This is a genomic window from Pseudonocardia alni, from assembly GCF_002813375.1.
GTDB lineage: Bacteria > Actinomycetota > Actinomycetes > Mycobacteriales > Pseudonocardiaceae > Pseudonocardia > Pseudonocardia alni.
Map to the genome: position 1 here is coordinate 3987746 of NZ_PHUJ01000003.1, position 23525 is coordinate 4011270.

24 protein-coding genes and 2 pseudogenes are annotated in these 23525 nt (G+C 74.0%); 9 read left to right on the forward strand and 17 right to left on the reverse strand.

Annotation, left to right across the window (positions count from 1 at the left end):
* Positions 1–8 precede the first annotated feature (8 nt).
* The 5 genes from ATL51_RS19745 to ATL51_RS19765 all read right to left on the reverse strand — a co-directional run bounded on the left by ATL51_RS19745 (position 9) and on the right by ATL51_RS19765 (position 4595).
* Positions 9–1097, reverse strand: a complete 1089-nt coding sequence (locus ATL51_RS19745) for an alpha/beta hydrolase fold domain-containing protein (protein WP_100879522.1) — start codon at positions 1095–1097, stop codon at positions 9–11.
* Between the two features lie 44 nt (positions 1098–1141).
* Positions 1142–2017 carry a CHASE3 domain-containing protein gene (locus ATL51_RS19750; RefSeq protein ID WP_157818454.1) on the reverse strand — a complete coding sequence of 292 codons (876 nt, stop codon included), beginning with the start codon at positions 2015–2017 and terminating at the stop codon, positions 1142–1144.
* Between the two features lie 9 nt (positions 2018–2026).
* The gene (locus ATL51_RS19755) at positions 2027–3106 is read right to left on the reverse strand and encodes a MerR family transcriptional regulator (RefSeq protein WP_100879524.1); all 1080 of its coding nucleotides are present in this window, start codon (positions 3104–3106) and stop codon (positions 2027–2029) included.
* The gene (locus tag ATL51_RS19760) at positions 3100–3759 is read right to left on the reverse strand and encodes a HEAT repeat domain-containing protein (protein ID WP_100879525.1); all 660 of its coding nucleotides are present in this window, start codon (positions 3757–3759) and stop codon (positions 3100–3102) included. The genes ATL51_RS19755 and ATL51_RS19760 overlap by 7 nt, the downstream gene beginning before the upstream one ends.
* A 140-nt stretch (positions 3760–3899) precedes the next feature.
* Complete coding sequence (locus ATL51_RS19765) at positions 3900–4595, reverse strand: haloacid dehalogenase type II (protein WP_100879526.1); 696 nt, start codon at positions 4593–4595, stop codon at positions 3900–3902.
* Positions 4596–4688: 93 nt separating this feature from the next.
* On the opposite strand from ATL51_RS19765, the gene ATL51_RS19770 reads away from it, so the two are divergent.
* Positions 4689–5231, forward strand: a complete 543-nt coding sequence (locus ATL51_RS19770) for a CGNR zinc finger domain-containing protein (RefSeq protein WP_301549101.1) — start codon at positions 4689–4691, stop codon at positions 5229–5231.
* 43 nt (positions 5232–5274) lie between these two features.
* Here ATL51_RS19770 and ATL51_RS19775 read toward each other — a convergent pair whose 3' ends face one another.
* Both ATL51_RS19775 and ATL51_RS19780 read right to left on the reverse strand, forming a co-directional pair.
* Positions 5275–6321 (reverse strand): alcohol dehydrogenase catalytic domain-containing protein, encoded by a 1047-nt coding sequence (locus ATL51_RS19775; protein ID WP_100879527.1) that lies wholly within the window; start codon positions 6319–6321, stop codon positions 5275–5277.
* Positions 6322–6470: 149 nt separating this feature from the next.
* On the reverse strand, positions 6471–8348 hold the full coding sequence (locus tag ATL51_RS19780; protein WP_157818455.1) for a helix-turn-helix domain-containing protein: 1878 nt from the start codon (positions 8346–8348) through the stop codon (positions 6471–6473).
* Positions 8349–8679: 331 nt separating this feature from the next.
* On the opposite strand from ATL51_RS19780, the gene ATL51_RS19785 reads away from it, so the two are divergent.
* Positions 8680–9141 (forward strand): DUF5994 family protein, encoded by a 462-nt coding sequence (locus ATL51_RS19785; RefSeq protein ID WP_157818456.1) that lies wholly within the window; start codon positions 8680–8682, stop codon positions 9139–9141.
* 149 nt (positions 9142–9290) lie between these two features.
* Here the strand turns inward: ATL51_RS19785 and ATL51_RS19790 are convergent, their stop codons facing one another.
* Complete coding sequence (locus tag ATL51_RS19790; RefSeq protein ID WP_100879530.1) at positions 9291–10130, reverse strand: SDR family NAD(P)-dependent oxidoreductase; 840 nt, start codon at positions 10128–10130, stop codon at positions 9291–9293.
* Positions 10127–10468 (reverse strand): nuclear transport factor 2 family protein, encoded by a 342-nt coding sequence (locus ATL51_RS19795; protein WP_301549102.1) that lies wholly within the window; start codon positions 10466–10468, stop codon positions 10127–10129. The genes ATL51_RS19790 and ATL51_RS19795 overlap by 4 nt, the downstream gene beginning before the upstream one ends.
* 134 nt (positions 10469–10602) lie before the next feature.
* On the opposite strand from ATL51_RS19795, the gene ATL51_RS19800 reads away from it, so the two are divergent.
* Positions 10603–11430 carry a MerR family transcriptional regulator gene (locus ATL51_RS19800; protein ID WP_100879531.1) on the forward strand — a complete coding sequence of 276 codons (828 nt, stop codon included), beginning with the start codon at positions 10603–10605 and terminating at the stop codon, positions 11428–11430.
* A gap of 124 nt (positions 11431–11554) precedes the next feature.
* Positions 11555–12127 (forward strand): LLM class oxidoreductase, encoded by a 573-nt coding sequence (locus ATL51_RS19805; protein WP_157818457.1) that lies wholly within the window; start codon positions 11555–11557, stop codon positions 12125–12127.
* Here ATL51_RS19805 and ATL51_RS19810 read toward each other — a convergent pair.
* Together ATL51_RS19810 and ATL51_RS19815 are read right to left on the reverse strand one after the other, a co-directional pair.
* Positions 12069–12347 (reverse strand): sigma-70 family RNA polymerase sigma factor, encoded by a 279-nt coding sequence (locus ATL51_RS19810; protein WP_100879533.1) that lies wholly within the window; start codon positions 12345–12347, stop codon positions 12069–12071. The genes ATL51_RS19805 and ATL51_RS19810 overlap by 59 nt on opposite strands.
* 302 nt (positions 12348–12649) lie before the next feature.
* Positions 12650–13231 (reverse strand): GyrI-like domain-containing protein, encoded by a 582-nt coding sequence (locus ATL51_RS19815; protein ID WP_100879534.1) that lies wholly within the window; start codon positions 13229–13231, stop codon positions 12650–12652.
* A gap of 91 nt (positions 13232–13322) precedes the next feature.
* On the opposite strand from ATL51_RS19815, the gene ATL51_RS19820 reads away from it, so the two are divergent.
* Positions 13323–14285, forward strand: a complete 963-nt coding sequence (locus ATL51_RS19820; protein ID WP_208623037.1) for a helix-turn-helix transcriptional regulator — start codon at positions 13323–13325, stop codon at positions 14283–14285.
* 84 nt (positions 14286–14369) lie between these two features.
* A complete protein-coding gene (locus ATL51_RS29530) occupies positions 14370–14735 on the forward strand; it encodes a nucleoside triphosphate pyrophosphohydrolase family protein (RefSeq protein WP_100880821.1) in 366 nt (121 codons plus the stop codon).
* A gap of 270 nt (positions 14736–15005) precedes the next feature.
* Here ATL51_RS29530 and ATL51_RS29725 read toward each other — a convergent pair.
* The 6 genes and pseudogenes from ATL51_RS29725 to ATL51_RS19850 all read right to left on the reverse strand — a co-directional run.
* A pseudogene (locus tag ATL51_RS29725) lies at positions 15006–15176 on the reverse strand (isopenicillin N synthase family oxygenase); the annotation flags it as partial.
* Positions 15177–15441: 265 nt separating this feature from the next.
* Positions 15442–15645 (reverse strand): annotated as a pseudogene (locus ATL51_RS29535) (2-oxoglutarate and iron-dependent oxygenase domain-containing protein); the annotation flags it as partial.
* An 84-nt stretch (positions 15646–15729) separates the two neighbouring features.
* The gene (locus ATL51_RS19835; protein ID WP_100879536.1) at positions 15730–16404 is read right to left on the reverse strand and encodes a class F sortase; all 675 of its coding nucleotides are present in this window, start codon (positions 16402–16404) and stop codon (positions 15730–15732) included.
* Positions 16405–16509: 105 nt separating this feature from the next.
* Complete coding sequence (locus ATL51_RS19840; RefSeq protein ID WP_100879537.1) at positions 16510–17310, reverse strand: hypothetical protein; 801 nt, start codon at positions 17308–17310, stop codon at positions 16510–16512.
* Between the two features lie 176 nt (positions 17311–17486).
* Positions 17487–17732: a hypothetical protein gene (locus tag ATL51_RS19845; RefSeq protein ID WP_073577534.1), complete on the reverse strand. Its 246-nt coding sequence runs from the start codon at positions 17730–17732 to the stop codon at positions 17487–17489.
* A 231-nt stretch (positions 17733–17963) separates the two neighbouring features.
* A complete protein-coding gene (locus ATL51_RS19850) occupies positions 17964–18812 on the reverse strand; it encodes a helix-turn-helix transcriptional regulator (RefSeq protein WP_083658980.1) in 849 nt (282 codons plus the stop codon).
* A gap of 325 nt (positions 18813–19137) precedes the next feature.
* On the opposite strand from ATL51_RS19850, the gene ATL51_RS19855 reads away from it, so the two are divergent.
* The 3 genes from ATL51_RS19855 (at position 19138) to ATL51_RS19865 (ending at position 23521) form a co-directional block, all read left to right on the forward strand.
* Positions 19138–20487, forward strand: coding sequence for an MFS transporter (locus ATL51_RS19855; RefSeq protein WP_100880822.1), 1350 nt, complete (start codon positions 19138–19140; stop codon positions 20485–20487).
* Positions 20488–20519: 32 nt separating this feature from the next.
* Positions 20520–22214: an AMP-binding protein gene (locus ATL51_RS19860; protein WP_100879538.1), complete on the forward strand. Its 1695-nt coding sequence runs from the start codon at positions 20520–20522 to the stop codon at positions 22212–22214.
* 197 nt (positions 22215–22411) lie between these two features.
* Complete coding sequence (locus ATL51_RS19865; RefSeq protein WP_073577773.1) at positions 22412–23521, forward strand: Ldh family oxidoreductase; 1110 nt, start codon at positions 22412–22414, stop codon at positions 23519–23521.
* The last annotated feature ends 4 nt before the right edge of the window (positions 23522–23525 follow it).

Below are 23525 nucleotides of genomic sequence, written 5' to 3' on the forward strand. Positions count from 1 at the left end.
CGGCGGGCTCAGCCGCGCACCGACCGGGCGAAGCCGACGACGTCGCGCACGGCGTGCGCGTAGACGTCGGGCATCGCGTCGCGGAACAGGATCATCCCGACGTGGCAGAGCCCCGGGTACACGAGCCCGACCGACGGCACCCCCGCCGCGAGCAGCCGACGGTGGTGGGCGAGCCCCTCGTCGCGCAGCGGGTCCAGCTCCGCGCACGCGATCACGTGCGGCGGGAGCCCCTGCAGGTCCTCGGGGCCTGCGGCCGCGGCCCAGCAGGTCGGGTCGTCGGCGTGCGCGGAGCCGGGGTCGTAGACCTCGGCGAGCAGTGGGAACAGCTCCCGGTTGAGCCAGTAGCGGTCGTTCTCCCACAGCGACGCCAGGTCCGCGGGCGGCCGGTCCCAGGACCCCAGCACGTAGGGGCACTGGGCGTAGACCCCGGCGATCCGCCCGGACCAGCCGTCGCGACCGGCCCGGACCGCCAGCCCGAGCGCGAGGTTCGCCCCGCCGGAGTCCCCGGTGACGACGACGTGCGTGCCGCCCAGCTCCGCGAGGTGTTCGTGCACCCAGTGCAGGCCGGTGACGCAGTCGTCCAGACCCGCCGGGAACGGGTGCGGTCCGAGCCGCCCACCGCCGTTGCGGTACTCGACCCCCACGACGACGGCGCCCTCGGCGGCCAGCTCGTCGCGCCAGCGCACGTAGAGCGGCCCCTCGGCGGCCAGCATGACCATCCCGCCGCCGTGCACCTGGTAGACGACCGGCAGCGGCCCGTCCACACCTGTCGGTCGATGGACGTGCAGGGTGATCTCGTGCCCGTCGGCGGCGGGCACGGTCCGTGTCGTGCGGTCGATGCCGGACATCGGGGCCCAGCTCGCGGCCAGCGCCGCGAAGAGCCCCTCGAAGCCCTCCTCGACGGCGTCGACGAACCCGAGCAGGGCCGGGCGGCCCGCGGTGCGGTCCATCGGGGCGTCGTCGGCGTGCCCGGTCAGCCCGAATCCCTCCAGCACCGCGACCATCCGCGGGTCGGCCCGCGGGTCGTCGCCGATCGTCGTCGCCGGGTCCCCGAGCCTGCCGGGTGCGCGGGTGGGTACGGAGGCGTCGGTGCTCATGCGGGCTCCTCGGGCAGTGGGTGGCCGCCTGATCGTGTCCCGCGTCACACCCGTCCGTCAACGGCGTCGTCGCGCCGCGCCGGGGCGGCCGGTTCGAGCAGGTGGACCTCCCGTTCGAGCTCGCCCATCCGGTCCCGCTTCACCGGCGGCGGCTCGGGCACCGGGCCGCCCTCGCGGATGACGCGCACGGTGTCGGCGAGCCGGTCCACCCGGCGCAGGATGCCGTTGCGGTGCAGGAACCAGGCCAGGAACCGGGTCAGCACGGCGACCGCGAGCGCGATGCCGACCGACAGGTAGTCGCGGAGGCGGATCTGGTTGATCTCCTCGATCCGGTCGTCGAGCAGCTCCCGCTCACCGGTCCGCATCTGGTCGACGCGACTGCGGATGCCGTCCATGAGGTTCTTGCCGTAGGCGAGGTCCTGCCGGATCTCGCCGTCGGTGTCCCCGCCCGCGGCGACGACGTCGCGCTGCCGGGCCAGGTCGGTCATCTGCTTCGACGTCAGGTCCCGCAGCTCGGCGATCCGGGCCAGCTTGTCCGTGCGCGGCTTCTCCCCGGGCTCCGCCGCGGCCAGCGTCTCCAGCCGCCCCAGCACCGCCGGGAGCTCCGCCGACGCGTCGGTGAACGGCTCCAGGTACTCCGTGCGCCCGGTGAGCTGGTAGCCGCGCACCCCGGTCTCGGCGTCGACCATGAGCGTGGTGAGCTCGCCGAGCGATCCGGTCATCTCGAACTTGCGCTGGATATCGGTCTCGATGTCGACGCGCTGCAGGTTCCCGGTCAGGGCCAGCCCGGCCGAGATCAGCACCGCGACGAGCGGCAGCCCGATCGTGATGCGCCCCTGCACGCGCATGGGCAGGTCGTTCCAGTACCGCAGGACGGGTCGCGCCGGAGCGCTCAGGGTGTCGCGAAGGCGCCTGGCCACGGCGGGAGTCTACGGACGGGCCCGGGGTGGGGCCTGTCCGAGCGACCGGGTGGACCGGCCCGGCCGTGGCGGCGGTGCCGCTCGGCCCGGACGCCCCGCGAACGCCGTTGCGACCAGGGCGACGGCGCGGTCGTCGTCGCGGGTGAGCCGGAGCAGCGCCTCCCGTGCCCCGGGCCCGGGCTGCTCGACCAGCGCCTGGGCCAGCCGGATCCGTGCGGCCGGATCGGCGCCGTCGAGCGCGCCGTCGAGCGCGTCGAGTACCCGCGCCGAGGTGGCGGGGTCGTCCTCGGACAGCGCCGCCAGCACCTCCGCGGCGGCGACGTCGTCCACCCCCGCGACGACCAGCGCCACCAGGGCGGGCACGGTCGCGGTCACCCCGCGCCCGCCCGCGGCCAGCACGGCGCGCCGGTGCACCTCCGGGTCCGGGTCGTCGACGGCGTCGACGAGTGCCGCGGTCGCCTCCGGTGCCGTGCCGGTCTCGGCGAGCGCGTCCACCGCGCGCCGCCGGACCGCGACGTCGGCGGACCGCAGGCCGGCGGCGAGCGTCGCCGCCGCGGTGCCGTCCGGGTCGCCGGAACGGGCCAGCGCCCACCGCAGTGCCCCCGCGACGTGCGGGTCGGGCTCGGCCAGCGCGGTCCGGGCCAGCAGCTCCGGGGGCAGCGGGGCGTCGGCCGTCGCGGCCAGCGCCGCCTGCTGACGGTGCCCGGCCGCGGGGGAGGCCAGCGCCCGCAGCAGCCCGACGACGTCGAGCACCTCGTCCCAGCTCCCCGGCTCCGCGGCGTCGACGGTGCGCAGCCGCGCGAGCAGCTCCCGGTCGCGGGTCAACCGGTCCTCGGTCGCCCGGACCAGGTCCGCGACCAGCTCCGACGGCGTGAACGCCGGGTCCGCCAGCGCCCGCCCCACCTGGGCCAGCGACAGCCCGAGCGTCCGCAGGCCCTCCACATGGAGGAGCCTGCGGACGTCGGCGGGGGAGTACTCGCGGTAGCCGCCGACGGTGCGCCCGGTCGGCCGGACCAGCCCGACGGCGTCGTAGTGGCGCAGCATCCGGGCGCTGAGCCCGCTGCGCCGCGCCACCTCCCCGATCAGCACCCGGCCATCGTCCCGCGGCCGGGGCCCAGCGCCACCACCCGCTGCGCCTCCGCGACGGCGGCGTCGAACCCGGCGTCCGGGTCCGCGCGCAGCGCGACGGTGGCACGCGCGTGCGCGGCGACCGCCGGGTCGGGGTCCTCCGAGGCCCGCGCGAGCGCCGCGCCGGCGGTGTCGCCGAGGTCGACCAGGGCCCGGCTCAGGCTGAGCCGGACGTCGCGGTCGCCGCGGCCGAGCTGCCCGGCCAGCTCCCCGGCCAGCGCGGCCCGCTCTCCGGCGGGGGCGAGCACGACGGCGGCGCGCCAGGCCGTGCGGGCCACGTCGTCCTCGGGGTCGCGGAGCAGGTCGCGGGTGACCCACGGCCACGTCGACGGGGCGGCGATCTTCGACAGCGTGTGCAGCGCCTGTGCCCGCGCCCGTGGCCGGGGCGAGCCGAGCTCGATGCGCAGGCGGGGCAGCACGTCGGCAGCCGGGAGCCGGGTCAGCGCCCAGGACAGCATGTCGCGGACGAAGGCGTCCGGCTCGGCCGCGCACCGCTCGACCAGGACCCCGGCGAGTGCGGGGTCGGGGGTCGACCCGGCGGCGAGCGCCGCCCGCAGCCGGGTCGAGGCGTCGTCGGCGGCCAGGGCCGACCGGAGGTCCTGCGGTGTGGTCATGGCTCCACCCCAGACCCTGTCACGGTGTGAGGGTCAAGCCCGGCGTGCAGGTTCAGGGCCGCTGCTCCAGCCAGTGGCGTCGGCACCGATCTCGAACCAGCGCCGGACCTGCACGGCGAGACGGGTGAAGGAGAAGGTGATCAGCACGGTCGTGCCCCCGTCCGGGTGAGCTGGTCGGCGAGGTCGGTCAGGTCCGTGGCGTGCAGGTCGAACCGGTCGTGTGCGCCCGGCGGGTCGCCGCCGGGCCGGTCGACGTATGCGGTGCGCATCCCGGCCGCCGCCGCACCCCGGAGGTCCCACGCGTGGGCCGCGACCATCAGGAGCCGATCGGGCGGGACCGCCGCGGCCTCGATCGCGAGCCGGTAGACCTCCGGGGCGGGCTTGTACGACGCGGCGCCCTCCGCCGACAGTGCGAGGTGCCAGCGCAGCCCCGCCCCGGCGGCCAGTCGCAGCAGGGTGGAGCGGCTCGCGTTCGACAGTCCGACCACCGGGAAGCGGCCGGCGAGGCGGGCGATCCCGTCGGCCGTGTCCGGCCACGCCGGATGCCGCGCACCGGCGCCGGCCAGCGTCGCAACGACCTGCGGGTCGCCGACACCCGCCCGCCGCGCGACGGCCGCCGCGGCCTCGGCGTCCAGCACGTGGCCGGGCACGAAGGCACGCCCGCCCGCGACGATGCGCTCCTGCTCGCCCGCGACGTGCGCCTGCCACAGCCCGGCCAGGTCCGCTGCGGTGTCGCGGTCGGTGCCGGGCGCGGCCGCGGCGACCGCGTCGCGCAGGCCGGACGGTTCGTCGACCAGCGTGCCCAGCACGTCGAACACGACGACGTCGATCGTCATCAGCGACTCCCCGGGATCGTCCGGCGACGGCGTCACCGGTTCGACTGGTGACGCAGTTTGCGGTGCCGATGCGTCACCGGTCAAGATGGTGACGTGGGTTTCGCGTTCGTGAGCGGCAGCGCCGCGCTCGACCTGGTCGGCACCGTCACCTGGCGGCGCACCGACCCGACCGAGCTGCTCACCGGGCCCGCCGACCTCGCTCGCTGGATCGACGCCTGCGCCGACCTCCCGGACGGCGTGACCGTGACCCCGGAGGTCCTCGGGCGCGCGCGGGACCTGCGGGAGGCGGTCCACCGGCTCGCGACCGACCGGCTGGCCGGGCGGGCGTTCGACCCCGCTGCGTTGGCCGTCGTCAACGGCACGGCCCGCGGTCCCGGCATGACCGTGCAGCTCGACGACCACGGCACCCGCCGTACCGGCGACGCCGACGCCGTCCTCGCGGAGCTGGCGCGCGACGCCGTCGCCGTCCTCGCCGACCGGGACACCCCGCTGAAGGAGTGCGGCCGCCCCGGCTGCACCCGGCTCTATCTCGACCGCTCCCGTGGCGCGCGGCGCACCTGGTGCGGCATGGACGAGTGCGGGAACCGGGTGAAGGCGGCCGCCTACCGCGCTCGCAGGAGGACGATCACCGGCTGAGTCGTTCTCCTGACGGCCCGCACGGGGGCCCCGGGAGCGGACGTCACGCCGGCGTGATGACCACCTTGAGCGCCTGGTTCGCCGCGGCGTTCTTGAACACGTCGTAGGCCTCGTCCATCTGGTCGAAGGTGAACGAGTGGGTGCCCATCTTCTCCGCCGGGATCCGCCCGCCCGCGACCATCTTGAGCAGCGTCGGGATGGACACGGTGTCGACCAAGCCCATCGTCAGCGTGACGTTGGAGATCCACATGTCCTGCATGGGCAGCTCCACCGGGGTGCCGTGGACGCCCACGTTGGCGATCGTGCCGCCCGGGCGCACCAGCGACGCCGCCGTCAGCAGCGTCTCCGGGTAGCCGACGGCCTCGATCGCGACGTCCACGCCGAGCCCGTCGGTCAGCGCGGTCACGTCGGCGACGGTGCCCGGCCCGACCTCGACGCTGTCGGTGGCGCCGAACTCGACGGCCTTCTCCAGCCGGAACTTGTTGGAGTCGATGGCGATGACCTTCGACGCGCCCCACAGGCCGGTCGTGAGGATCGCGGAGAGGCCGACCGCACCCGCGCCGACGACGGCGACGGTGTCGCCCGGCCGTACGTTCCCGGCGAGCACACCGACCTCGTAGCCGGTCGGCAGCGAGTCGGCGAGGAAGATCGCCTGCTCGTCGGTGACCGACTCCGGCACGGCGTAGAGCGAGGTGTCGGCGTAGGGGACCCGGACGTACTCGGCCTGGGTGCCGTCGATGAGGTGGCCGAAGATCCAGCCGATCCCGCCGACGGTCTGGCAGTGCGACGGCATACCGCGCTGGCAGTAGTCGCAGCGGCCGCACTTGGTGATCGCCGGGACGAGGACGCGGTCGCCGACGGCGAAGCCGGACACGGCGTCGCCGACGGCGGTGATCGTGCCGACGGCCTCGTGGCCGAGGATGCGGCCGTCGGTGACGGCCGGGACGTCGCCCTGCAGGATGTGCAGGTCGGTGCCGCAGATCGTGGTGGTGTCGACCTTGACGATCACGTCGGTGGGGTCCTGGATCGTCGGGTCCGGGACCTCCTCCCAGGCCTTGGCGTCCGGTCCGTGGTAGACGAGTGCCTTCATCTGCTCACTCCGTTGGTCGCAGGGGGTGCCGAGAGCGTCGGCGGGCCCGACGCTAATGCGGGAGTGCGCATGTGACTGTCCCGTTCTGGGACGACTCCGCGGGCGGCACGACCACCGGCGACGACGGTGTGTCCCGGTCCCGGGACACCTCAGCCGATGTAGCTGATCCCGAACGCATCGATCTTGCGGTAGAGCGAGGACCGGGCGATCCCCAGCAGCTCGGCGGCCTGGTAGCGGTTGCCGCGCGCCTCGTAGAGGGCCTGGATGATCACGTCGCACTGCGCCGCCTCGAGCATCGACATCCGCGGTGCGCCGCCGGTGAAGCACGACGACGGCAGGTCCGGTGCCTGCACCACGCCGACCGGCTTGCGGGCGATGACGTAGCGCAGCACGTCCTCCAGCTCACGCAGGTTCCCCGGCCAGGCGTAGCCCTCCAGGACCCGCAGCACCTGCATGCTCAGGCTCAGCGACCGGCCGCCTGACAGCGAGTGCAGCACCGACCGCGCAAGGTCGCCGAGCTCGTCGGCCCGGTACCGGAGCGCGGGCACCCGGACCGTGTCGTGGAAGTGGCGCAGCAGCAGCCCGTAGGGCCGGGTGGCGTCGACCGAAGGGGTGTCGATGCACCCGACGACCGTCGGTGCCGCGGGTGTGGCCACCAGCACCCGCAGCGACTCGTCGAGGCGCCGCGCGGCGACCGACCCGAGCAGCGGGAGCCGGCGCAGGACGAGCAGCCGCGGCCGGTCCCCGTCGGTGCCGCGGACCGTCGGCAGGAGGGGGCCTCCGGACTCCGCGATCCGCGCGCAGTCGAGCACCTGCACCGACCCGGACGGGTGGCTGCGGCGGAACTGCTCGACGGCCAGGGTCTGCTTCCCGACCCCCGGCTCGCCGACGAGGAGCAGGTGCCTGGTCCGGGCGGCGACCGCGGCCGCGACGTCGCGGCGGGCGCGCAGGTAGGGGCTGAGCAGCTCGCGGTTCGCGCGGCGCCGCACCTCGGCGGCGGCGCCGTCGGCGTGCGCGTCCCGGAAGTCGGCCGCGAAGTCGCGGCGGGCGGTCGGTGCGACGTGCGACCCCTGGCGGCGCATCGCGTCCGTCGTGCGGGACCCGGCCGGTACGGGAAGGCTGCGCCGTCCGGAGCTGACGTGGCCCACGACGGCGGCGCCGTCGCGGACGACGGAGGTGACGACGTCGTCGCGGCGGCCCGACGGGAGCTCGGCCGTGGACCCGGCGGGTGGCGGGTCTGCGAGAGCGGCGTCGGCGAGCGCCCGGTCGAGCAGGTGGTCCCGGTCCTCGCGGGGCAGGGCCCGGAACCCGGGGCTGCACAGGGTCGCCCGGCCGTCGGTCGCGACGACCCACTCCGCGCCGGAGCGTGCGCAGACGTCGTCGAAGCGGGCGTGCAGCATCCGCCCGGACCGGTGCTCGCGGTCCCGGACGCGCTCGCCGACCTGGCGGGCCAGCTCGGCGGCGACGGCCGCGCGCAACGCCGACGCGCCGCCCGGCGCCGACAGGTGCGCCACGACCACCACCGTCTGCGGTGCCGCGTCGGTGTCGGACGGTACCGGCGCGGCGGCCTCGGTGAGGCAGGCGAGGTCGGGGTGCAGGTGCTCGGGACCGTCGACCCGGGCGGCGCGACCGGTGGCCCGCACGAGCGCGGACGCCGTCGTCGCCACGTCCTGCTCGGCGATCCGGAAGCCCGGTGCGACGAGGACGGCGTCGAGCAGCGCGGCGAGGTCCGGGCAGGCGTCGCGGCGGACGCGGACGATCCCGTCACCGTCGACGAGCAGCACCGCGCAGTCCAGGCGGGCAGTGCCGTCGAGGAAGCGGTCGAACACCTCCTCGGCCTCGGCGACCGCGGCGGGCCCGGGTTCGTGGCCGACGTAGGTCGCGGACCGGGCGAGGTCGACGCCCAGGTCGAGAGACCGCTGCCAGGACTCCGCGACGACCGGGCGGACCCGGGCACCCACGTCACCGACGTGCCGGGCGTGCCGCACCCGCCGCGCGGCCGCCTCGACCCCGGCGCCGGTATCCACGGGCCGAGCGTAGCCAGCCGGCGCCCCGCCCCGCGAGGATCGTTGACACCCGCCCGCCCCGCGGGGAGCACGGTGACGACCTCGGCCCGGGGGCGTGGCGACGGACCCGCGCGGCCGGCCCGATCGGCGTACCGTCGAGGCCACGGCCCTGTGCTGCTGGACAGCCGGATGCCCCGCAGTCCGGGGCACGCACGAACCGGAGGATCCGCCGGGGTTCCCGGGTCCACACGGCGACGCGTCCTGCTCCGCCGTGACCACGCCCGTGTCCCGCCGGACGGCCGCCCTGCAGGGCGCCGCCCGCCGGCCCGCGGCGGCCGAACGGAGCCACACCGTGAGCGATTCCCGCACCCCGTCACCCACCCGCCCCGCCGCCCCGCCGCGCCCGTCCGCGGCGCGTGTCGCGCTGAAGGAGGACCCGAGGCCGGTCGGGGAGGTCGACGGGGCGTGGTGGCCGCGCTCGCGCGTCCTGGTCGACGAGCTGCGTGAGCTCGGCGCGGGGGTCGGCGACCGGCTCGGCCCGGTGACCCGGGTCGGGTACAGCCTGCGGACCTGGTCGTCGGTGCCGCGCCGGACGACGACCGACGGACACCTGATCCGCCTCGGCGGCTTCGCCAGCACCCCGCCCGACGTCGTCGACGTGTTCGGGGTGCACGGCCGGCTGTGCCTGCTCGTCGTGCCGCCGGAGAGCTCGGACGCCGACGCGCGGCGCTGCCTCGACCGGGCGTCGGCCGCCGGGAACGACGACGACGTCGCGACGCTGCTGGCCGGAGTCGGGACCCGCGCGACCGCCTGAGCGTGTCGTGAGATCCGGAGGGCCGGCTCTCGAGATCCTCTGCCGGTCGGAAGGCGGCTTCCCCCTCCCCATCACCACCGGAGCGGGGGAAGCCGTCGTCGTCAGGCAGCCACACCCACCGGTCCCGGGCAGCCTCTCGGGGAGCACGGCTAGGCGGGGAAATCCGCGCTGCGGGACAGATCTTCGTTCACCCGCAGGTCGGCCAGGTCCTTCTCCAGCGCATCGGTCACGGCGTCGTATCCGCTGTTGCCCAGGACCAGCCGGCGGGGCGGCGGATCCTGGGACATCGCCGTGATCACCGCACGGGCACCGCGGTGGGGGTCGCCGGGCTGCAGACCGTCCATCCCGACGAAGACGGCCCGGACCTGCTCCAGCATCTCGTGGTACACCGGGATCGCCTCCTCGACGGCGTCGTCGGCGAATCCGGCGTAGGCGTTGGTGCGGAACGCTCCCGGTTCGACGGTCAACACGGAGATGCCCTGTGCGGCGACCTCGTCGCGCAGCGCGTCGGTGACGGCTTCGACGGCGAACTTCGTCGCGCTGTAGTAGCCGAATCCGGGCGCCGAGATGAGCCCGGCCACCGAGGACACGTTGACGACCCACCCGTCGCCGCGGGCGCGCATCCCCGGCAGCACCGCGCGGGTCACGGAGAGCACGGCGAAGAAGTTCAGCTCGAACATCGACCGCATCGCGGACTCGTCCATCGCCTCGATGGATCCGTACCAGCCGCGGCCGGCGTTGTTGACCAGCACGTCGATACCGCCGAAGTGCTCCTCGGCTGCTCGTACCGCGCGCTGCACCTGTGTCGCGTCGGTGAGTTCCAGCGGCACGACGAGAACGCGATCACCGTACTGGTCCGCCCACGTCACCAACTCCTGCGGGCGGCGGGAGGTCACCACCACGCGGTCACCGGTGTCGAGCGCCGCCTCGGCGAAGGCCATCCCGAAGTTGCCGGGCGTGCCACCGGTGATGAACCATCGCCGTGTCACGGCTCGATCACCAGCCGACTGATCACTGCACCATCGAGGGTGAAACGGTAGTTCAGATCGACGACCCCACCCGGGAAGTCGCCCTCCAGATGCTGCCCGACGTCGACGCCTCGGTCGGTCGTGGACGCACCGCTGAACTCGGCGGTGTAGGTGTACCCGGTGGCCGCGGTCGCCAGCCAGGCCTCGATCTCCTCGGTGCCCGCGTGGTCGCGCCCGTCATCGGTCACCACGGCATCGGAGGTGAAGGTGGCGAGGGCCCGATCGAACTCCTGGGAGTCGAGTGCGGTCATGAACGTCTTCACGGTTTCCGGGAGTGCTTCCCATTCTGCTGTGGACATGGCCCCACGGTGGAGCTTCCCGTGAGGGGAAGGTCAACCCGTGGTCCCGAGCATCCCGCGATGTTGACCTTGCCCTGGGGGGAGGCTCCAGGATCGCCTCGTCCGACAGGCGACGCGACGTAGAGGAGGACGCCATGGGGGCCCAGGTCTCGATCGGTGACTTCGCGCTGATGACCGGTCTGAGCCGTAAGGCACTACGCCACTATCACGACATCGGCATTCTCGAACCGGCCCAAATCGACCCCGGCACCGGCTACCGCTTCTACGACACCGGCCAGGTCGACCATGCGCACATCATCCGCCGGTTCCGCTCCCTGGGCATGTCCATCCCCGACATCAAGGCGCTCCTGAGCACCGACGACGCCGGGGCCCGCACCGAGATCATCACCACCCATCTCGAGCAGATGGAGGCTGCGCTCGCGCAGACCCGTGACACCGTGGGGGCGTTGCGTGAACTGCTCGCCCCGGCGAGCCCTCCCTCCGACGTCACGTTGCGCCACGAGCCGGCGCTCGCCGTGTGGTCCGTCAGCGCCACCATCGACGTCTCCGAGATCGACGACTGGTTCGCAGCGGCACTGCGGACACTGCACCGGGCTGTCGCCACGGCCGCAGGCGCGCCCGACGCGGTGGTGCCGGGCGGCCTCTACGAGAGAGCGCTGTTCCTCGAACAGCAGGGCCGCGCAACCCTGTTCGTCCCCGCACCACCATCGGTCGATCCGCCAGAGGGTGTCCGGGCCGAGGTCCTCCCCAGGACCGAGTTCGCGGTGCTCACCCATCCGGGCGGCCACGATGGCATCGACCGCAGTTACGCGGCCCTGGGGATCTATGTCAACGAGCATCTGATCAGCAGTCAGGGGCCCATTCGCGAACACTACTTCGGCGGCACCCCTACAGATCCGGCCCGGTTCACCGCCACCGAGATCTGTTGGCCGATCTTCGGTACCGCCGCCTCGTCGGCATGACAGGAGACCACTGACGTGCACGACCGATTCGGCACCCGTGGGGCATGGCTCAACCCTGCACCGGGTGATGCCCCTCGTACCGACTACGCGCCTCGACCCGAGGCCGGGATATCGGACGATCTGGGTGGGAATCGGGGTGGCCCCGGACGGTGACCTGGTCCTGATCGAGCAGATGGTCGCCGCTACCGAGAGCGCGATCATCGTCCCCGCACACACTCGCCCTGCGCGGGAAATGCCGGGCGCCAACGCCTTCCTGGCTCCCGAACACAAGGTCGTACTGAGCCAGGACGCCGATCGGGGGCGGAGGACGGGCCGGCCTGCGGTGCAGAACCCCTACCTCGGCCTGCGCAACTACACTGACAACCTGCTGCGGCGCGGGTTCACCGACGCCGATATCGACGGATCGGGCAGAGACGCACTCATCGACGCCCTGGTCGCTCACGGTTCCCCGGAGATGATCGACGCTCGGGTCGACGACCATCTCACCGCCGGCGCTGATCACCTCGGCATCCAGGTCCTGACCGAGGATCCCACCGCCTCACCCGTGCAGGCTTTCCGCGTCCTGGCCGAGCACCGTCACGCTCAGTGGGAACACGACGGCGCGGGACCGCTGGAGCAGGCCCCGGCCGCGATCGCGATCAGGGCTCCGGCGGCGGGTCCGCCAGCTCCCGTCGCACCGCGCGCAACAGGAACGTGAGCGCGCAGGGGTGGCCGGAGTCGACCGACGGCGCCGTGCGCCACAGCCACAGGAAGCAGCGCTCCGTCGCCTCCGTGGCCCGGTCCTGGTCCTGCAACGCGGTGAACAGCGTCCCGAAGACCAGCGCCCCGGTGGCGTCGTACAACCGGCGCAGCGCGTCCAGGTCCCCGCCGCGGATCCCGCGCAGCAGCCCTGCGAGCTCCCGCGCGCCGGGGACCACACTGTCGGGATCCGGTCGCAGCTCCGCCGGAGTCCGCCTGTCGCCTTCGTGACCCACGCCTGCCCCATCACCGTCGGAACGTCGCCGGGGTCAGGGGCGGCGGATGCGCTTCTCGTACGGTCGGGAGACCGTGGTGCGAACGCTACCGCCGTGTCCCGCGGGCCGCATGAATCGTCGAGGCCCGGGGTGATGGCCGCGGGCAGCGCCCCCGCCGTGTACCAGGCTGCTCCGCCACGCCCGCGGCGCGACCGGGCGCGAACGGGCACGACACCGAGAACGTGGCCCTGCGGGACATCGGACCCTCACCGGCCCACGGGGTCGCGCAGGATCGTCCGCAGGTGGTCCTGCGGCGTGCTCGCGGTGAACGGGTCGAGATGGATCTCGTGGTGGTCGCCGACCCGGCGCAATCCGTGGCCCGCGGCGAACGAGCCCAGGTCGGCGAGGGTCCGCCGCTCGTCGGCGAACGGGCCGTGGTGCAGGACCTGTACGACCAGGCGTTCGGGCAGCGTGTGCAGCTCGACGTCCGCCCCGTCCGCCGCGGCGGCGAGCTCGGCATCGGTCGTCGCCGGGTCGACCTGTGCGAGCACCCGGTACTCCAGGTCGTCGACCGGGTTGATCCAGTAGAAGTCCGCGATCCCGACCGGGGCCGAGCCCTCGGGGTACCGGTAGAGGATCTCCACGACGGCCCCGGCGCCGGGCACCCGCCGCGCGGGAGGCAGCGCGCGCTCCACCGTGCGCACGGTCCGCTTCGCCCGGTGGAACGCCTCGGTGCCGGGGCGCCCGCTGCCGCGCAGCGAGACGAAGGTCGTGGCGGGCGCGACGACCAGCTCCGGCTCGTCGGCGGCGGCCAGGTGCGGGGTCGTGGGCACGGCATCGGTGGTCATCGGGATCCTTCCGGTGGGGAGTCGCGGTACCGCCGACGGTAGGAGCGGTTGTGGACCGTTCCCGTCCGGAACCCGGACCTATCCTGCGACGGTGCTCAGCGCCTCGCACCGGCTCCTCCAGCTCCTCACGGTCCTGTCGACCCGCCCGGAGTGGTCGGGTGCCGAGCTGGCGGACCGGCTGGGCGTGCACGAGCGGACCGTCCGCCGCGACGTCGTCAAGCTGCGTGAGCTCGGGTACGGCGTCGAGACCGCGACCGGCCCGTTCGGCGGGTACCGGCTCGTCGCCGGGTCCCGGACGCCCCCGCTGAGCCTCGACGACGACGAGGCGCTGGCCACCGCGATCGCGCTGCGGCGGCTCGCGTGGAGCCACCCCGACGGCGAGGGACGCGCGGCGCCGGCGGCCCTGCTCAAGCTGCGCCGGTCCCTGCCGTCCCGGGCCGCCGAGGCACTGGGCCGGTTCGACCTCGCGATCGCCGAGGCCGGGGTGCGGCCGGACGCCCATGGCGAGGTGGACCCGGAGACCCTGACCGCGCTCGCCGGCGCCTCCCGGACCCGCGACCGGGTCCGGTTCCGCTACCGCGACCGCCACGGGGCGGAGAGCACCCGCGCGGTGGAGCCGGAGCAGGTCGTCCGCACCGCCCACCGGTGGTACCTCGCCGCCTGGGATCTCGACCGCCGGGACTGGCGGGTGTTCCGGGTCGACCGCGTCGCGGCCGTCGCCGTCACCGGCCGGGCGGACCCGCGCCGCAGGGAGGTCGACGCGACGGCGCTGGTCGAGGAGGCGATCACCACCACGCCCTACGCGACCTACGCCGAGGTCGAGATCCACCGCTCCCTCGACGAGACCCGAGCACTGCTCCCGGCGAGCATCGCGCGGCACCGCGCCGACGGCCCGGACCGGACCCTGAGCACGGTCGGCGGCCTCGACGCACGGTGGATCGCGGAGTTCCTGCTCCGGCTCGGGGTTCCGTTCCGGGTACTCGGACCCGACGAGGTCCGCGAGCACGTCGTGGCCCGGCTGGAGGAGCTGCTGGCGCTGCAGCACAACCCGTGACGCGGGCCACCGTCGCCGGTTCCGGACAGGACCGGTCCGGAACCGGACCTAGCGTCGTGGTCACACGAGACGAGGGGCGTGACCATGACCGACGACACCGGGCCGGCCGACGACGGACTGGGCGACGCACGCAGCCGCGCCCGCGAGGTGCGCGCGCTCTACGAGCAGCTCGAGGGCCGGCTGCTGGGGCGCACCTGGACCCTCCCGGAGCTGGCGCTCGGGTTCACCCACGACGCCGCCTACGTCGGACGGCTCGTGCTCGCGGCCGAGCGCACCTGGGACATCGACGGCGACACCGACGCCGAGCTGCGGCACAAGCTCGCCGAGTGCCTCTGGTGGCTGTTCGTGCTCGCCGACCGGCTCGACGTCGACCTCCCCGAGGCCTACGGGGCCACGATGGAGCGCATCGGGGGCGGACTGCGGCGCGCGGTCGGCGAGGGGGCCGGATGACGGCTCGTCCCACGGCGGCGCCGGGTCGGACGCGTCGCGCCGGCACGTCGGACCAGTGCCGCTGCGCGACCCGGGGGTGCGAGCGCAGCCGGTCAGCGCGTTCTCCCCGTAGCGCGCGTCGAGCGGGTTGTCGGCGTCCTCGCTGATCCCGCGGACGTCCGCGGCCAGCTCGGCCGGCGGGTCGAGCGGCGCGACGACGGCGTCCAGGTGCGGCGCGAGGCGGAACGGCACCGAGATCCGGTCGACCCCGGGCGGTGGCGACACCACCCGGTGCCGCGTCGCGGTGAGGTGGCCGCGGGTGGCGATCTCCAGCATCTCGCCGATGTTCACCACGAACGAGCCCGGCACCGGGAGGGCGTCGGACCAGCCGTCGAAGTAGGCCTCCTGCCGGCCGAGCGCGGCGGCGAGCGCACGCAGGACCTCGCGGGAGACCCGCAGCATCTCGGTCTGCCGGCGCAGGACGACCTCGCGCAGCTCGGGCAGGGCGGCCGGCCACTGGTCCGGGCCGATCAGCCGCAGCCGGTCCGGCTCCCCGGGACCGGGCTCGACGGCGGCGCGCTCGGCCCGATGTCGATCTGCTCGCGCCGGTCGGCGGTGCCACCGGTGTGCTCGGTCCCGGCCCGGGTGTAGCCGCGGAACCGGGGGAGTGGACGTTCTCGATCGCGAGACGGTCCTGCAGGGGCAGCGCGAAGAAGCGGCGGGCGAGCGCGTCCGTACCGGTCAGGACGTCGTCGGGGAGGCCGTGATCGGTGACGGAGAAGAACCCGGCCTCACGCGCGGCGCGACGTAGTTCCGCGAGGAAGGCCGCCCGCTCGTCCGGACCGGCGCGGAAGCGGGACAGGTCGACGACCGGGAGCCGGTCGGTGGCGGGCGGCGGCACGGTGCCTCCGACGGGGTGGCGGACGGGCACCTCGGACGTGGTGCGCCGGGCGTACCAGACACCCTGGCCGTCGGAGAGGGCGTCACGGCGCCGGCCGCGGACCGACCGTCGTGATCAGCCGCGGCTGCTGCCGACGAGATGGGCGAACACCACGGTGTTGTCCCGATAACTCCGTGCGCTCGAGTCGAAAGATCCGCCACAGGTGATCAGGCGCAGTTCCGCGCGGTCGGCGTCGCCGTAGACGGATTCGGTCGGAAACGCATTCTTGGGAAACGACCGGACCTCGTCGACACGGAATGTCGCGGCAATTCCGTCGGCCCGTGTGACGGTGATGTCCTCGCCCGGACGCATCCGGCCGAGGTCGTAGAACACCGATGGTCCCTCGGCGGCCGAGTCGACGTGGCCGAGGATGACCGACGGGCCGCGGAAGCCCGGTGCCGACGACCCGCGGTACCAGGACGCCCGGTCGTAGCCGGGGCCCGGGGCCGGGACCTCGAGGGTGCCGTCCGGCGCGAGACCGGACTGGTCGACGACCGACTCGACCCCGATCGACGGGATCGAGATCGACCGGGGCGGAGAGGGCGGGAGCACCTCCCCCACCGGCCGGGCCCCCGCGGGCGCGGTGCCCACCACGGCCGGTCCCACTGGGCCGGCGGCCGCGGCCACCGGCTCCGGGGGGCCGCCCGCGGTCAGCGCCGACACCAGTACGACCACACCCGCGACGGCCAGCAGCAGCGCGCTCAGCAGAGCGAGCGGCCGCCGGACGCGGGACGGGTGTGGTGCGGTCATCGGGTGCTCCGGTCCTGGTGCCGATCGGGGAACCGGTCGTGGTGGACCACCACGACCGGAGCCGGGTGTGCCGCCCGCCTGTGCGGACGGCACACCCGGAGTGGATCAGTGCCCGCGGACGCCGCGACGGCGGACGACGAGCACCAGCGCGGAGCCGGCGAGCAGCGCGACACCGGTCACGACCAGCGCCGTGTCGGTGCCGGAGGTGCTGCCACCACCGGTCTCGACGCCACCCTGCGGCATCGGCATGGTCCCGCTCGTCGTGTTGACGACGATCGTCGCGATGCCGATGGTGGTGCCGCCCTTGAGGGCGTCGGTCTCGAAGGCGCCGTTCAGGGCCTCGGCGGCCCCGGCGTTCAGGGTGACGGTCGTGCCGGTCAGCGTCGCGGTGCCCGCCGACTGGTCGATCGTGATGGGCTTCAGGGTCGAGCCGTTGAGGTCGAACAGGGTGGTCGACTCGGCGACGGTCTGGCCGCCGGCGCGGACCCGGCCGGTCAGCACGGCGGGGTCGCCCGGGTCGATCACGAAGTTGTCGAGCGTGACCTCGGTGTCACCCTTGGTGAGGGTGAGCCCGCTGCCCATGTGCTCGATCCTGCCCTGCACGTAGGGCAGGACCTCGTCCGGCTTGTAGACGGTCACGTTGCCACCGGTGATCGGGAACGACGCGGAGCCGTCCGTGATCGAGGCGGACCCGAACGGGCCGGGGGTGACGTCGAGCGAGGTCAGCGCGTCGGTGAAGCCCTTGTCCAGCGCGACCGAGGTGCTCTTGCCGGTCAGGTTGGAGATCATCGCGACCGGGGGAGGGGTCTCCTGCGCGGAGGCGACCCCGGCGCCCAGCGCGGTCGTCGCGGCGGCGACCAGGCCGATCGTGGCCAGACCGATCACACGTCGTACTGAATTCGCCATGGTGGTTCTCCTCAGATCGCACCGACCGACGGGCGATTCCCGGCGACCTCTGCTCCTGTATTCGACGGCCGGAGCGCGGAGGTTCGGAGAAATGCGGGAAAGAATGTCCCGGGGCCCGGATATCACCGCGGGTGACGTGTTCCGGACCCCGGGCAGCGGAGCGTGTGCGGCGGAGCTCAGCCCCCGGGGCGGCCGAGCCCGTGGTGCCGGATGCGGGCCTTCATCTCGGCGACGCCGTCGGCGAACCGCGTCGCGTAGACCTCCTCGACGGCGGCCGCACCGGCCGCGGTGACGCTCCCGTCGGCGTCGATCAGGCCGAGGGCGAGCAGGTGCCGGGCCACCGCCGGGCGCAGCAGGTCGACGTCCACCTCGCGCGCGTCGAGCAGTTCCAGGGCCCGTGACTCGTCGCGGGTCAGGAGCATCCGCCTCACCTCCACCCCTGGATTCGTGCGCGGGGCGCGAGGGGTTCACCCCGGTCCGGCGGCGGCCCAACGGGCCACGGCGACGGCAGTCCCCCCGGGGGACCGGTGGCGGCACGTTGCCGGGATCCCCGGCGTCCGTCCGGTGGGGCCACGCCGCGCCGGGGGAGGACCCGCTGCGGTGGCAGCGCGGCGGAACCACCGGCCACGAACGGTCACGGAACCTGCCGCGGGTCAGATCAGGCCCGCCGCGCGGGCCGCGATGACCGCCCGCGCCCGGTTCTGGGTGTCGAGCTTGCGCATCGCGCTGTGCAGGTAGGCCTTGACCGTTCCCACGGTGATCCCGAGCTGCGCGGCGATCTCGGCGTTGGTCGCGCCCACCGCGACGTGCCGCAGCGCCTCGATCTCCCGCGGGGAGAGGGCGGGCGTCTCCCCGACCGTCCGGCCCGCGGTCGGGCGCACCCCGGCGAGGCCGGCGTGGATCCGGCGCAGCCGCTCGCGCAGCTCCGGGTCACCGGTGCTCTCGATCAGCGCAGCGAGCTCGAGCAGTGCGTCGGTCCGGCTCCCGGCGTCCGCCGCGGCCGGGAACGCAACGGCCGGGGGAGCGTGCTGGTCGAGCAGGGTCGTGGCGTCCCGGGCGATGGTGGCGGCCACGATGCCGGCGTTGCGGACCGCGACGTCGCCGATCGGCCGGTGCTCGCGCATCGCCCCGTACATCACCCCGCGGACCGCGCCGCGGACGACGATCGGGTACGCCAGGATCGACGCGAGCCGCTCGTGCTCCACGACGACGTGGTCGTAGTCGTGGGTGATCCCGGGGGTCGAGGCGTAGTCGCTCACCCGGCACGGGATCCGGCGGGCCATCGCGGCACCGCCGAGTCCGCGTCCGGTCAGGACGCTGAGCAGCCGCAGCGAGTCGCCGAAGGTGCCGATCAGCTGGTTGATCGAGAGCTGCTGTTCGTCGCCCACCGTCCGGGTGGTCCCGCCGAAGACGACGGGCAGGCCGGTCGTCGCGCTGAGTTCGTGCAGACGCCGGGGCATGACCCGGTCCAGGGCCCGCGCGACTGCGTCGTCGTCCTGCACGAGTGCTCCTCCCCGTCCTGGCGGCGTCGTCGCCGGCTCCGGACGACCTCGTCACGTGCAACGAGTCATGTCCGGCGGGGTTGTTGTGCCAGACACGCCCCGGCACGTCAATCGGCCCGGTCGGTTCCAGCCTGTCACCTGCCCGAGTGCCGGGGGCAGATCAGCTGTGCCTGCCGCACCGGCGACCGCACGGCGGCAGGCACGTCGACCGGGCCGTGGGGCCCGATCCGTGGATCCGAACACTGACTTCGGTTGGTAGCGGGTGGTGGTCCGCTGCGGCGAGTCTCGGTGCTTCCACCAGGCCGCGCTCGACGAGGAGCCACGCATGACCACCACCCCCGCACCGGTCCCCCTGAGAAGGGTGGCCGCGGCCAGCTGCGCGGGCACCACCATCGAGTTCTACGACTTCTTCATCTACGGGACGGCCGCGGCGCTGGTGTTCCCGAAGGTCTTCTTCCCGGCCCTGGGCTCCACCGCGGGCACCGTCGCCTCCTTCGCGACGTTCGCGGTGGCGTTCTTCGCCCGCCCGGTCGGCGCGATCGTGTTCGGCCACTACGGCGACCGGATCGGCCGGAAGAAGACCCTGATCTCGACGCTCCTGCTGATGGGCATCGCGACCGTCCTGATCGGACTGCTCCCGGGCGCGGAGACGATCGGCGTCGCGGCCCCGCTGATCCTGGTCTTCCTGCGGTTCTGCCAGGGCTTCGCCGTCGGCGGCGAGTGGGCGGGTGCGACCCTGCTGACCGCGGAGTACGCGCCGAAGGAGAAGCGCGGCCTGTACGGGGTGTTCCCCCAGCTCGGCCCGGCCATCGCGTTCGCGCTGTCCTCGGGCACCTTCCTGGTCACCGGTCTGGTCATGGGTGACACCGACGACGCGTTCCTGACCTACGGCTGGCGGATCCCGTTCCTGCTGTCGATCCTGCTCGTCGGCGTCGGGCTGTGGGTGCGGCTCTCGATCGAGGAGACCCCCGCGTTCGCCGAGGCCCGGCGGCGCGCGGCTGCGGAGGCGGCCGCGCTCGACCGCTCGAAGCGGCTGCCCTTCCTGGAGGCCGTCCGGGCGCAGCCGCGTGAGGTCCTGCTGTCGGCCGGTGCGCTGTCGATGCTGTTCGCGTTCTTCTACATGGGCACGGCCTACCTGACCGCCTACGGCACGAACCCGCAGGGTGCGGCCCTGGACCGCCCGGTGGTGCTGGGCATCGGCATCGCCGCGGCCGTCGTGTTCGGGCTCGCGATCGTCGTCGCCGGGATGCTGTCGGACCGGTTCGGGCGTCGCGCGGTCATCCGGACGTCCTGCGTCGCCGGGATCGTCTGGGCGCTGGCGCTGTTCCCGCTGCTCGACACCGGCAGTGCCACCGCGTTCGCGATCGGCCTCTGCGGGACCTTGGTGATCTTCGCGGTCGCCTACGGCCCGGCGGGCTCCTACCTGCCCGAGCTGTTCTCGGCCCGGCACCGCTACACCGGCGCCGGGCTCGGCTACAACCTCGCCGGCGTCCTCGGCGGGGCGATCCCGCCGCTGGTCGCGCCCGGTCTGGCCGCGGCGTACGGCTCGATCGCGATCGGCGTGATGCTCTCGCTGATCGGCGTGATCTCCCTGGTCTGCGTGTCGCTGCTGCACGAGACCCGCAACGTCGCGCTCGAGCACGAGCGCCCCGCGACCGCCCCGACGACGGTCTGACCCGCACCACCGACCCGGAGGTCGTCCGCCCCATGGCCAACCACGACATCTACCGCGACGCCCGTGACCGGCTCGTCGCGCTGCACGGCGAGCACGAGAAGGCCGTCGCCGACTTCACCTGGCCGCAGTTCGACGGCGCGTTCCAGTGGGCGCACGACTGGTTCGACGTGATCGCCGACGGCGAGTCGCGGACCGCGCTGCGCATCGTCGAGGAGGACGGTGCCGAGGGTGCCTGGACCTTCGACGAGCTGCGCCGCCGCTCCAACCAGGTGGCCCGCTGGCTCGCCTCGCACGGCGTCGGGCGCGGGGACAGCGTGCTGGTCATGCTCGGCAACCGCGTCGAGCTGTGGGAGTCGATGCTCGCGGTGATGAAGCTCGGCGCGGTGATCATGCCGACGACCACCGCGCTCGGCGCCGTCGACCTGCCGGACCGGCTGGAGCGCGGGGGAGCGCGGTTCGTGATCGCCGACGCGTCCTGCACGGGCAAGTTCGACGGCCTGCTCGACGGGCTCACCGCGGTCTCGGTCGGCGGGTCCGCCGAGGGCTGGCTGGACCTCGCCGACTCCCGCGACGTCGACGACGCCCCGGTCGAGCACCCGGGCACCACCGCCGACGACCGGCTCCTGCTGTACTTCACCTCCGGCACCACCAGCCGGCCGAAGCTGGTCGAGCACACCCAGACGTCGTACCCGGTCGGGCACCTGTCCACCATGTACTGGCTGGGCATCACCCCGGGCGACGTGCACCTCAACATCAGCTCGCCGGGCTGGGCCAAGCACGCGTGGAGCTGCTTCTTCGCGCCGTGGATCGCCGGGGCGACGATCTTCCTCTACAACTACACCCGCTTCGACGCGGCGTCGCTGCTCGGCCAGATCCGGGACAAGGGCGTCACCACGTTCTGCGCTCCGCCGACGGTCTGGCGGATGCTGATCAAGGCCGACCTGTCCGGCGGACCCGGCTCGCTGCGCGAGGTCATCGCGGCGGGCGAGCCGCTCAACCCGGAGATCATCGAGCAGGTCCGGGCGCAGTGGGGCCTGACCCTGCGCGACGGGTTCGGCCAGACCGAGACGACGGCGTCGGTGGGCAACACGCCCGGCTCCGCGGTGAAGCCCGGGTCGATGGGGCGTCCGCTGCCCGGTGTCCCGGTGGTGCTGGTCGACGAGCTCACCGGCGAGGTCTCCGGGACCGAGGGCGAGATCTGCATCGACCTGTCCCGGCGGCCCACCAGCCTGATGGCCGGGTACCTGGACATGCCGGAGAAGACCGCCGACGCCATGGCGGGCGGCTTCTACCACACCGGTGACACCGCAACCCGCGACGAGGACGGCTACCTGTTCTACGTCGGCCGCACCGACGACGTGTTCAAGGCCAGCGACTACAAGATCTCGCCGTTCGAGCTGGAGAGCGTGCTCGTCGAGCACCCGGCGGTGCTGGAGGCGGCCGTGGTGCCCCAGCCCGACCCGGTCCGGCTCGCCGTGCCGAAGGCCTACGTCGCGCTCGCCCCCGGCCACGAACCGACCCGGGAGACCGCGGCCGCGATCTTCGCCCACACCCGGGACCACCTGGCGCCCTACCTCCGGGTGCGGCGCATCGAGTTCTCCGAGCTGCCGAAGACGATCTCGGGCAAGATCCGGCGGGTGGAGCTGCGGGCCCGCGAGCGCGACGAGGCCGGGGCGGCCGCGGGCGGGGAGTGGCGCTACGAGGACTTCCCGGAGCTGAAGGGCTGACCGCCCTCCCCGGGAACGCTCCGGGGCGGTGTCCGCCGAGCCGCCTCGGACCGGACGGTCGGTCCGTCCCGGCAGCGAGCCGGGGACGGACCGACCGTCTCTCTCACTTCGTGGAAGCTGCTACCGTCCAGCGGGAGAAAGTCGGGTTCGTGTCGCGACGACCGGCGCGCTCGACCGAGGTGAGGACTCCCGTGGACATGCTCCGTTTCCCTGCGGACACCATCAGGGCCCAGATCGCCGGCGTGCTGACGGCGTGGGGGATGGCACCGGAGCAGGTCGTGACCACGGCCGCGGTGATGACCCACACCGACCTGTCCGGGATCGACTCGCACGGGATATCGATGCTGATGTCCTACGAGGAGCTGTGGCGCTCGGGACGGCTGCGGCTCGACGCGCAGCCGGAGGTCGTCCGCCGGACCGCCGCGATGGCGTTGGTCGACGCGCAGGGGGGACTCGGTCACCCGGCCGCCGTCGCCGCGATGGAGCTGGCGATCGGGATGGCCCGCGCGGCCGGTGTCGGGGTGGTGTCGGTGCGCAACTCCCACCACTTCGGCGCGGCCGGCTACTACGCCGCGATGGCGGCCGAGGCCGGGCTGATCGGCCTGGTCACGACGTCGGCGAAGGTGGTGAGCGTCGTACCGACCGGTGGTGCGCTCCCGCGCCTGACCACCAACCCGATCGCGTTCGCCGCGCCCGCGCGGCGCAACCCGCCGTTCGTACTGGACATGTCGACCAGCACGGTCGCCGCGAACAAGGTCAAGGTCTTCGACCTGCTCGGCCGGCCGGTGCCGCAGGGCTGGGTGACCGACGAGGCGGGGGACCCGGTCACCGATCCGGCGGCCGCGATGGCCTACCTCCACGAGCACCTGTACGGCGGGCTCACCCCGTTGGGGGGCGACGGTGCGACCGGCGGCCACAAGGGGTACGGCCTGGCGGTCATGGTCCAGATCCTGAGCGCCGCGCTGTCGGGCGCCGATCTCGCCGCGCGTCGGCCGCCCGGGGCCCCGGAGGACATCGGGCACTTCCTCCTCGCTCTCGACCCGTCCGTCCTGCGCCCCGACGGGGGATACCTCGACGACGTCGACGAGCTGCTCGACACCCTGCGCGAGACGCCGCCCGTGGACGCCGAGGCGCCCGTCGTGGTCGCCGGCGATCCCGAACGTCGGCACCGCGAGGAACGGGCCGAACACGGCGTTCCCCTGCCCGGCAGCCTGCTCCGGAAGCTCGAGGCCGTCTGCGAGCGGGCCCGGGTCCCCTTCCTGCTCGACGCCTCCCGCTCGGCGGACGGGGGCACCACCACCTCGTGACCGG

Excerpts from the sequence above, each read along its gene's own strand:
- ATL51_RS19865 (WP_073577773.1), top strand. The coding sequence starts at position 22,412 with ATGCTCCGTTTCCCTGCGGACACCATCAGGGCCCAGATCGCCGGCGTG.
- ATL51_RS19860 (WP_100879538.1), top strand. The coding sequence starts at position 20,520 with ATGGCCAACCACGACATCTACCGCGACGCCCGTGACCGGCTCGTCGCG.
- ATL51_RS19840 (WP_100879537.1), bottom strand. The coding sequence starts at position 17,310 with ATGGCGAATTCAGTACGACGTGTGATCGGTCTGGCCACGATCGGCCTG.
- ATL51_RS19845 (WP_073577534.1), bottom strand. The coding sequence starts at position 17,732 with ATGCTCCTGACCCGCGACGAGTCACGGGCCCTGGAACTGCTCGACGCG.
- ATL51_RS19765 (WP_100879526.1), bottom strand. The coding sequence starts at position 4,595 with ATGACGATCGACGTCGTCGTGTTCGACGTGCTGGGCACGCTGGTCGAC.
- ATL51_RS19760 (WP_100879525.1), bottom strand. The coding sequence starts at position 3,759 with ATGACCACACCGCAGGACCTCCGGTCGGCCCTGGCCGCCGACGACGCC.
- ATL51_RS19795 (WP_301549102.1), bottom strand. The coding sequence starts at position 10,468 with ATGTCCACAGCAGAATGGGAAGCACTCCCGGAAACCGTGAAGACGTTC.
- ATL51_RS19855 (WP_100880822.1), top strand. The coding sequence starts at position 19,138 with ATGACCACCACCCCCGCACCGGTCCCCCTGAGAAGGGTGGCCGCGGCC.
- ATL51_RS19835 (WP_100879536.1), bottom strand. The coding sequence starts at position 16,404 with ATGACCGCACCACACCCGTCCCGCGTCCGGCGGCCGCTCGCTCTGCTG.
- ATL51_RS19800 (WP_100879531.1), top strand. The coding sequence starts at position 10,603 with ATGGGGGCCCAGGTCTCGATCGGTGACTTCGCGCTGATGACCGGTCTG.
- ATL51_RS19775 (WP_100879527.1), bottom strand. The coding sequence starts at position 6,321 with ATGAAGGCACTCGTCTACCACGGACCGGACGCCAAGGCCTGGGAGGAG.
- ATL51_RS19815 (WP_100879534.1), bottom strand. The coding sequence starts at position 13,231 with ATGACCACCGATGCCGTGCCCACGACCCCGCACCTGGCCGCCGCCGAC.
- ATL51_RS19745 (WP_100879522.1), bottom strand. The coding sequence starts at position 1,097 with ATGAGCACCGACGCCTCCGTACCCACCCGCGCACCCGGCAGGCTCGGG.
- ATL51_RS29530 (WP_100880821.1), top strand. The coding sequence starts at position 14,370 with ATGACCGACGACACCGGGCCGGCCGACGACGGACTGGGCGACGCACGC.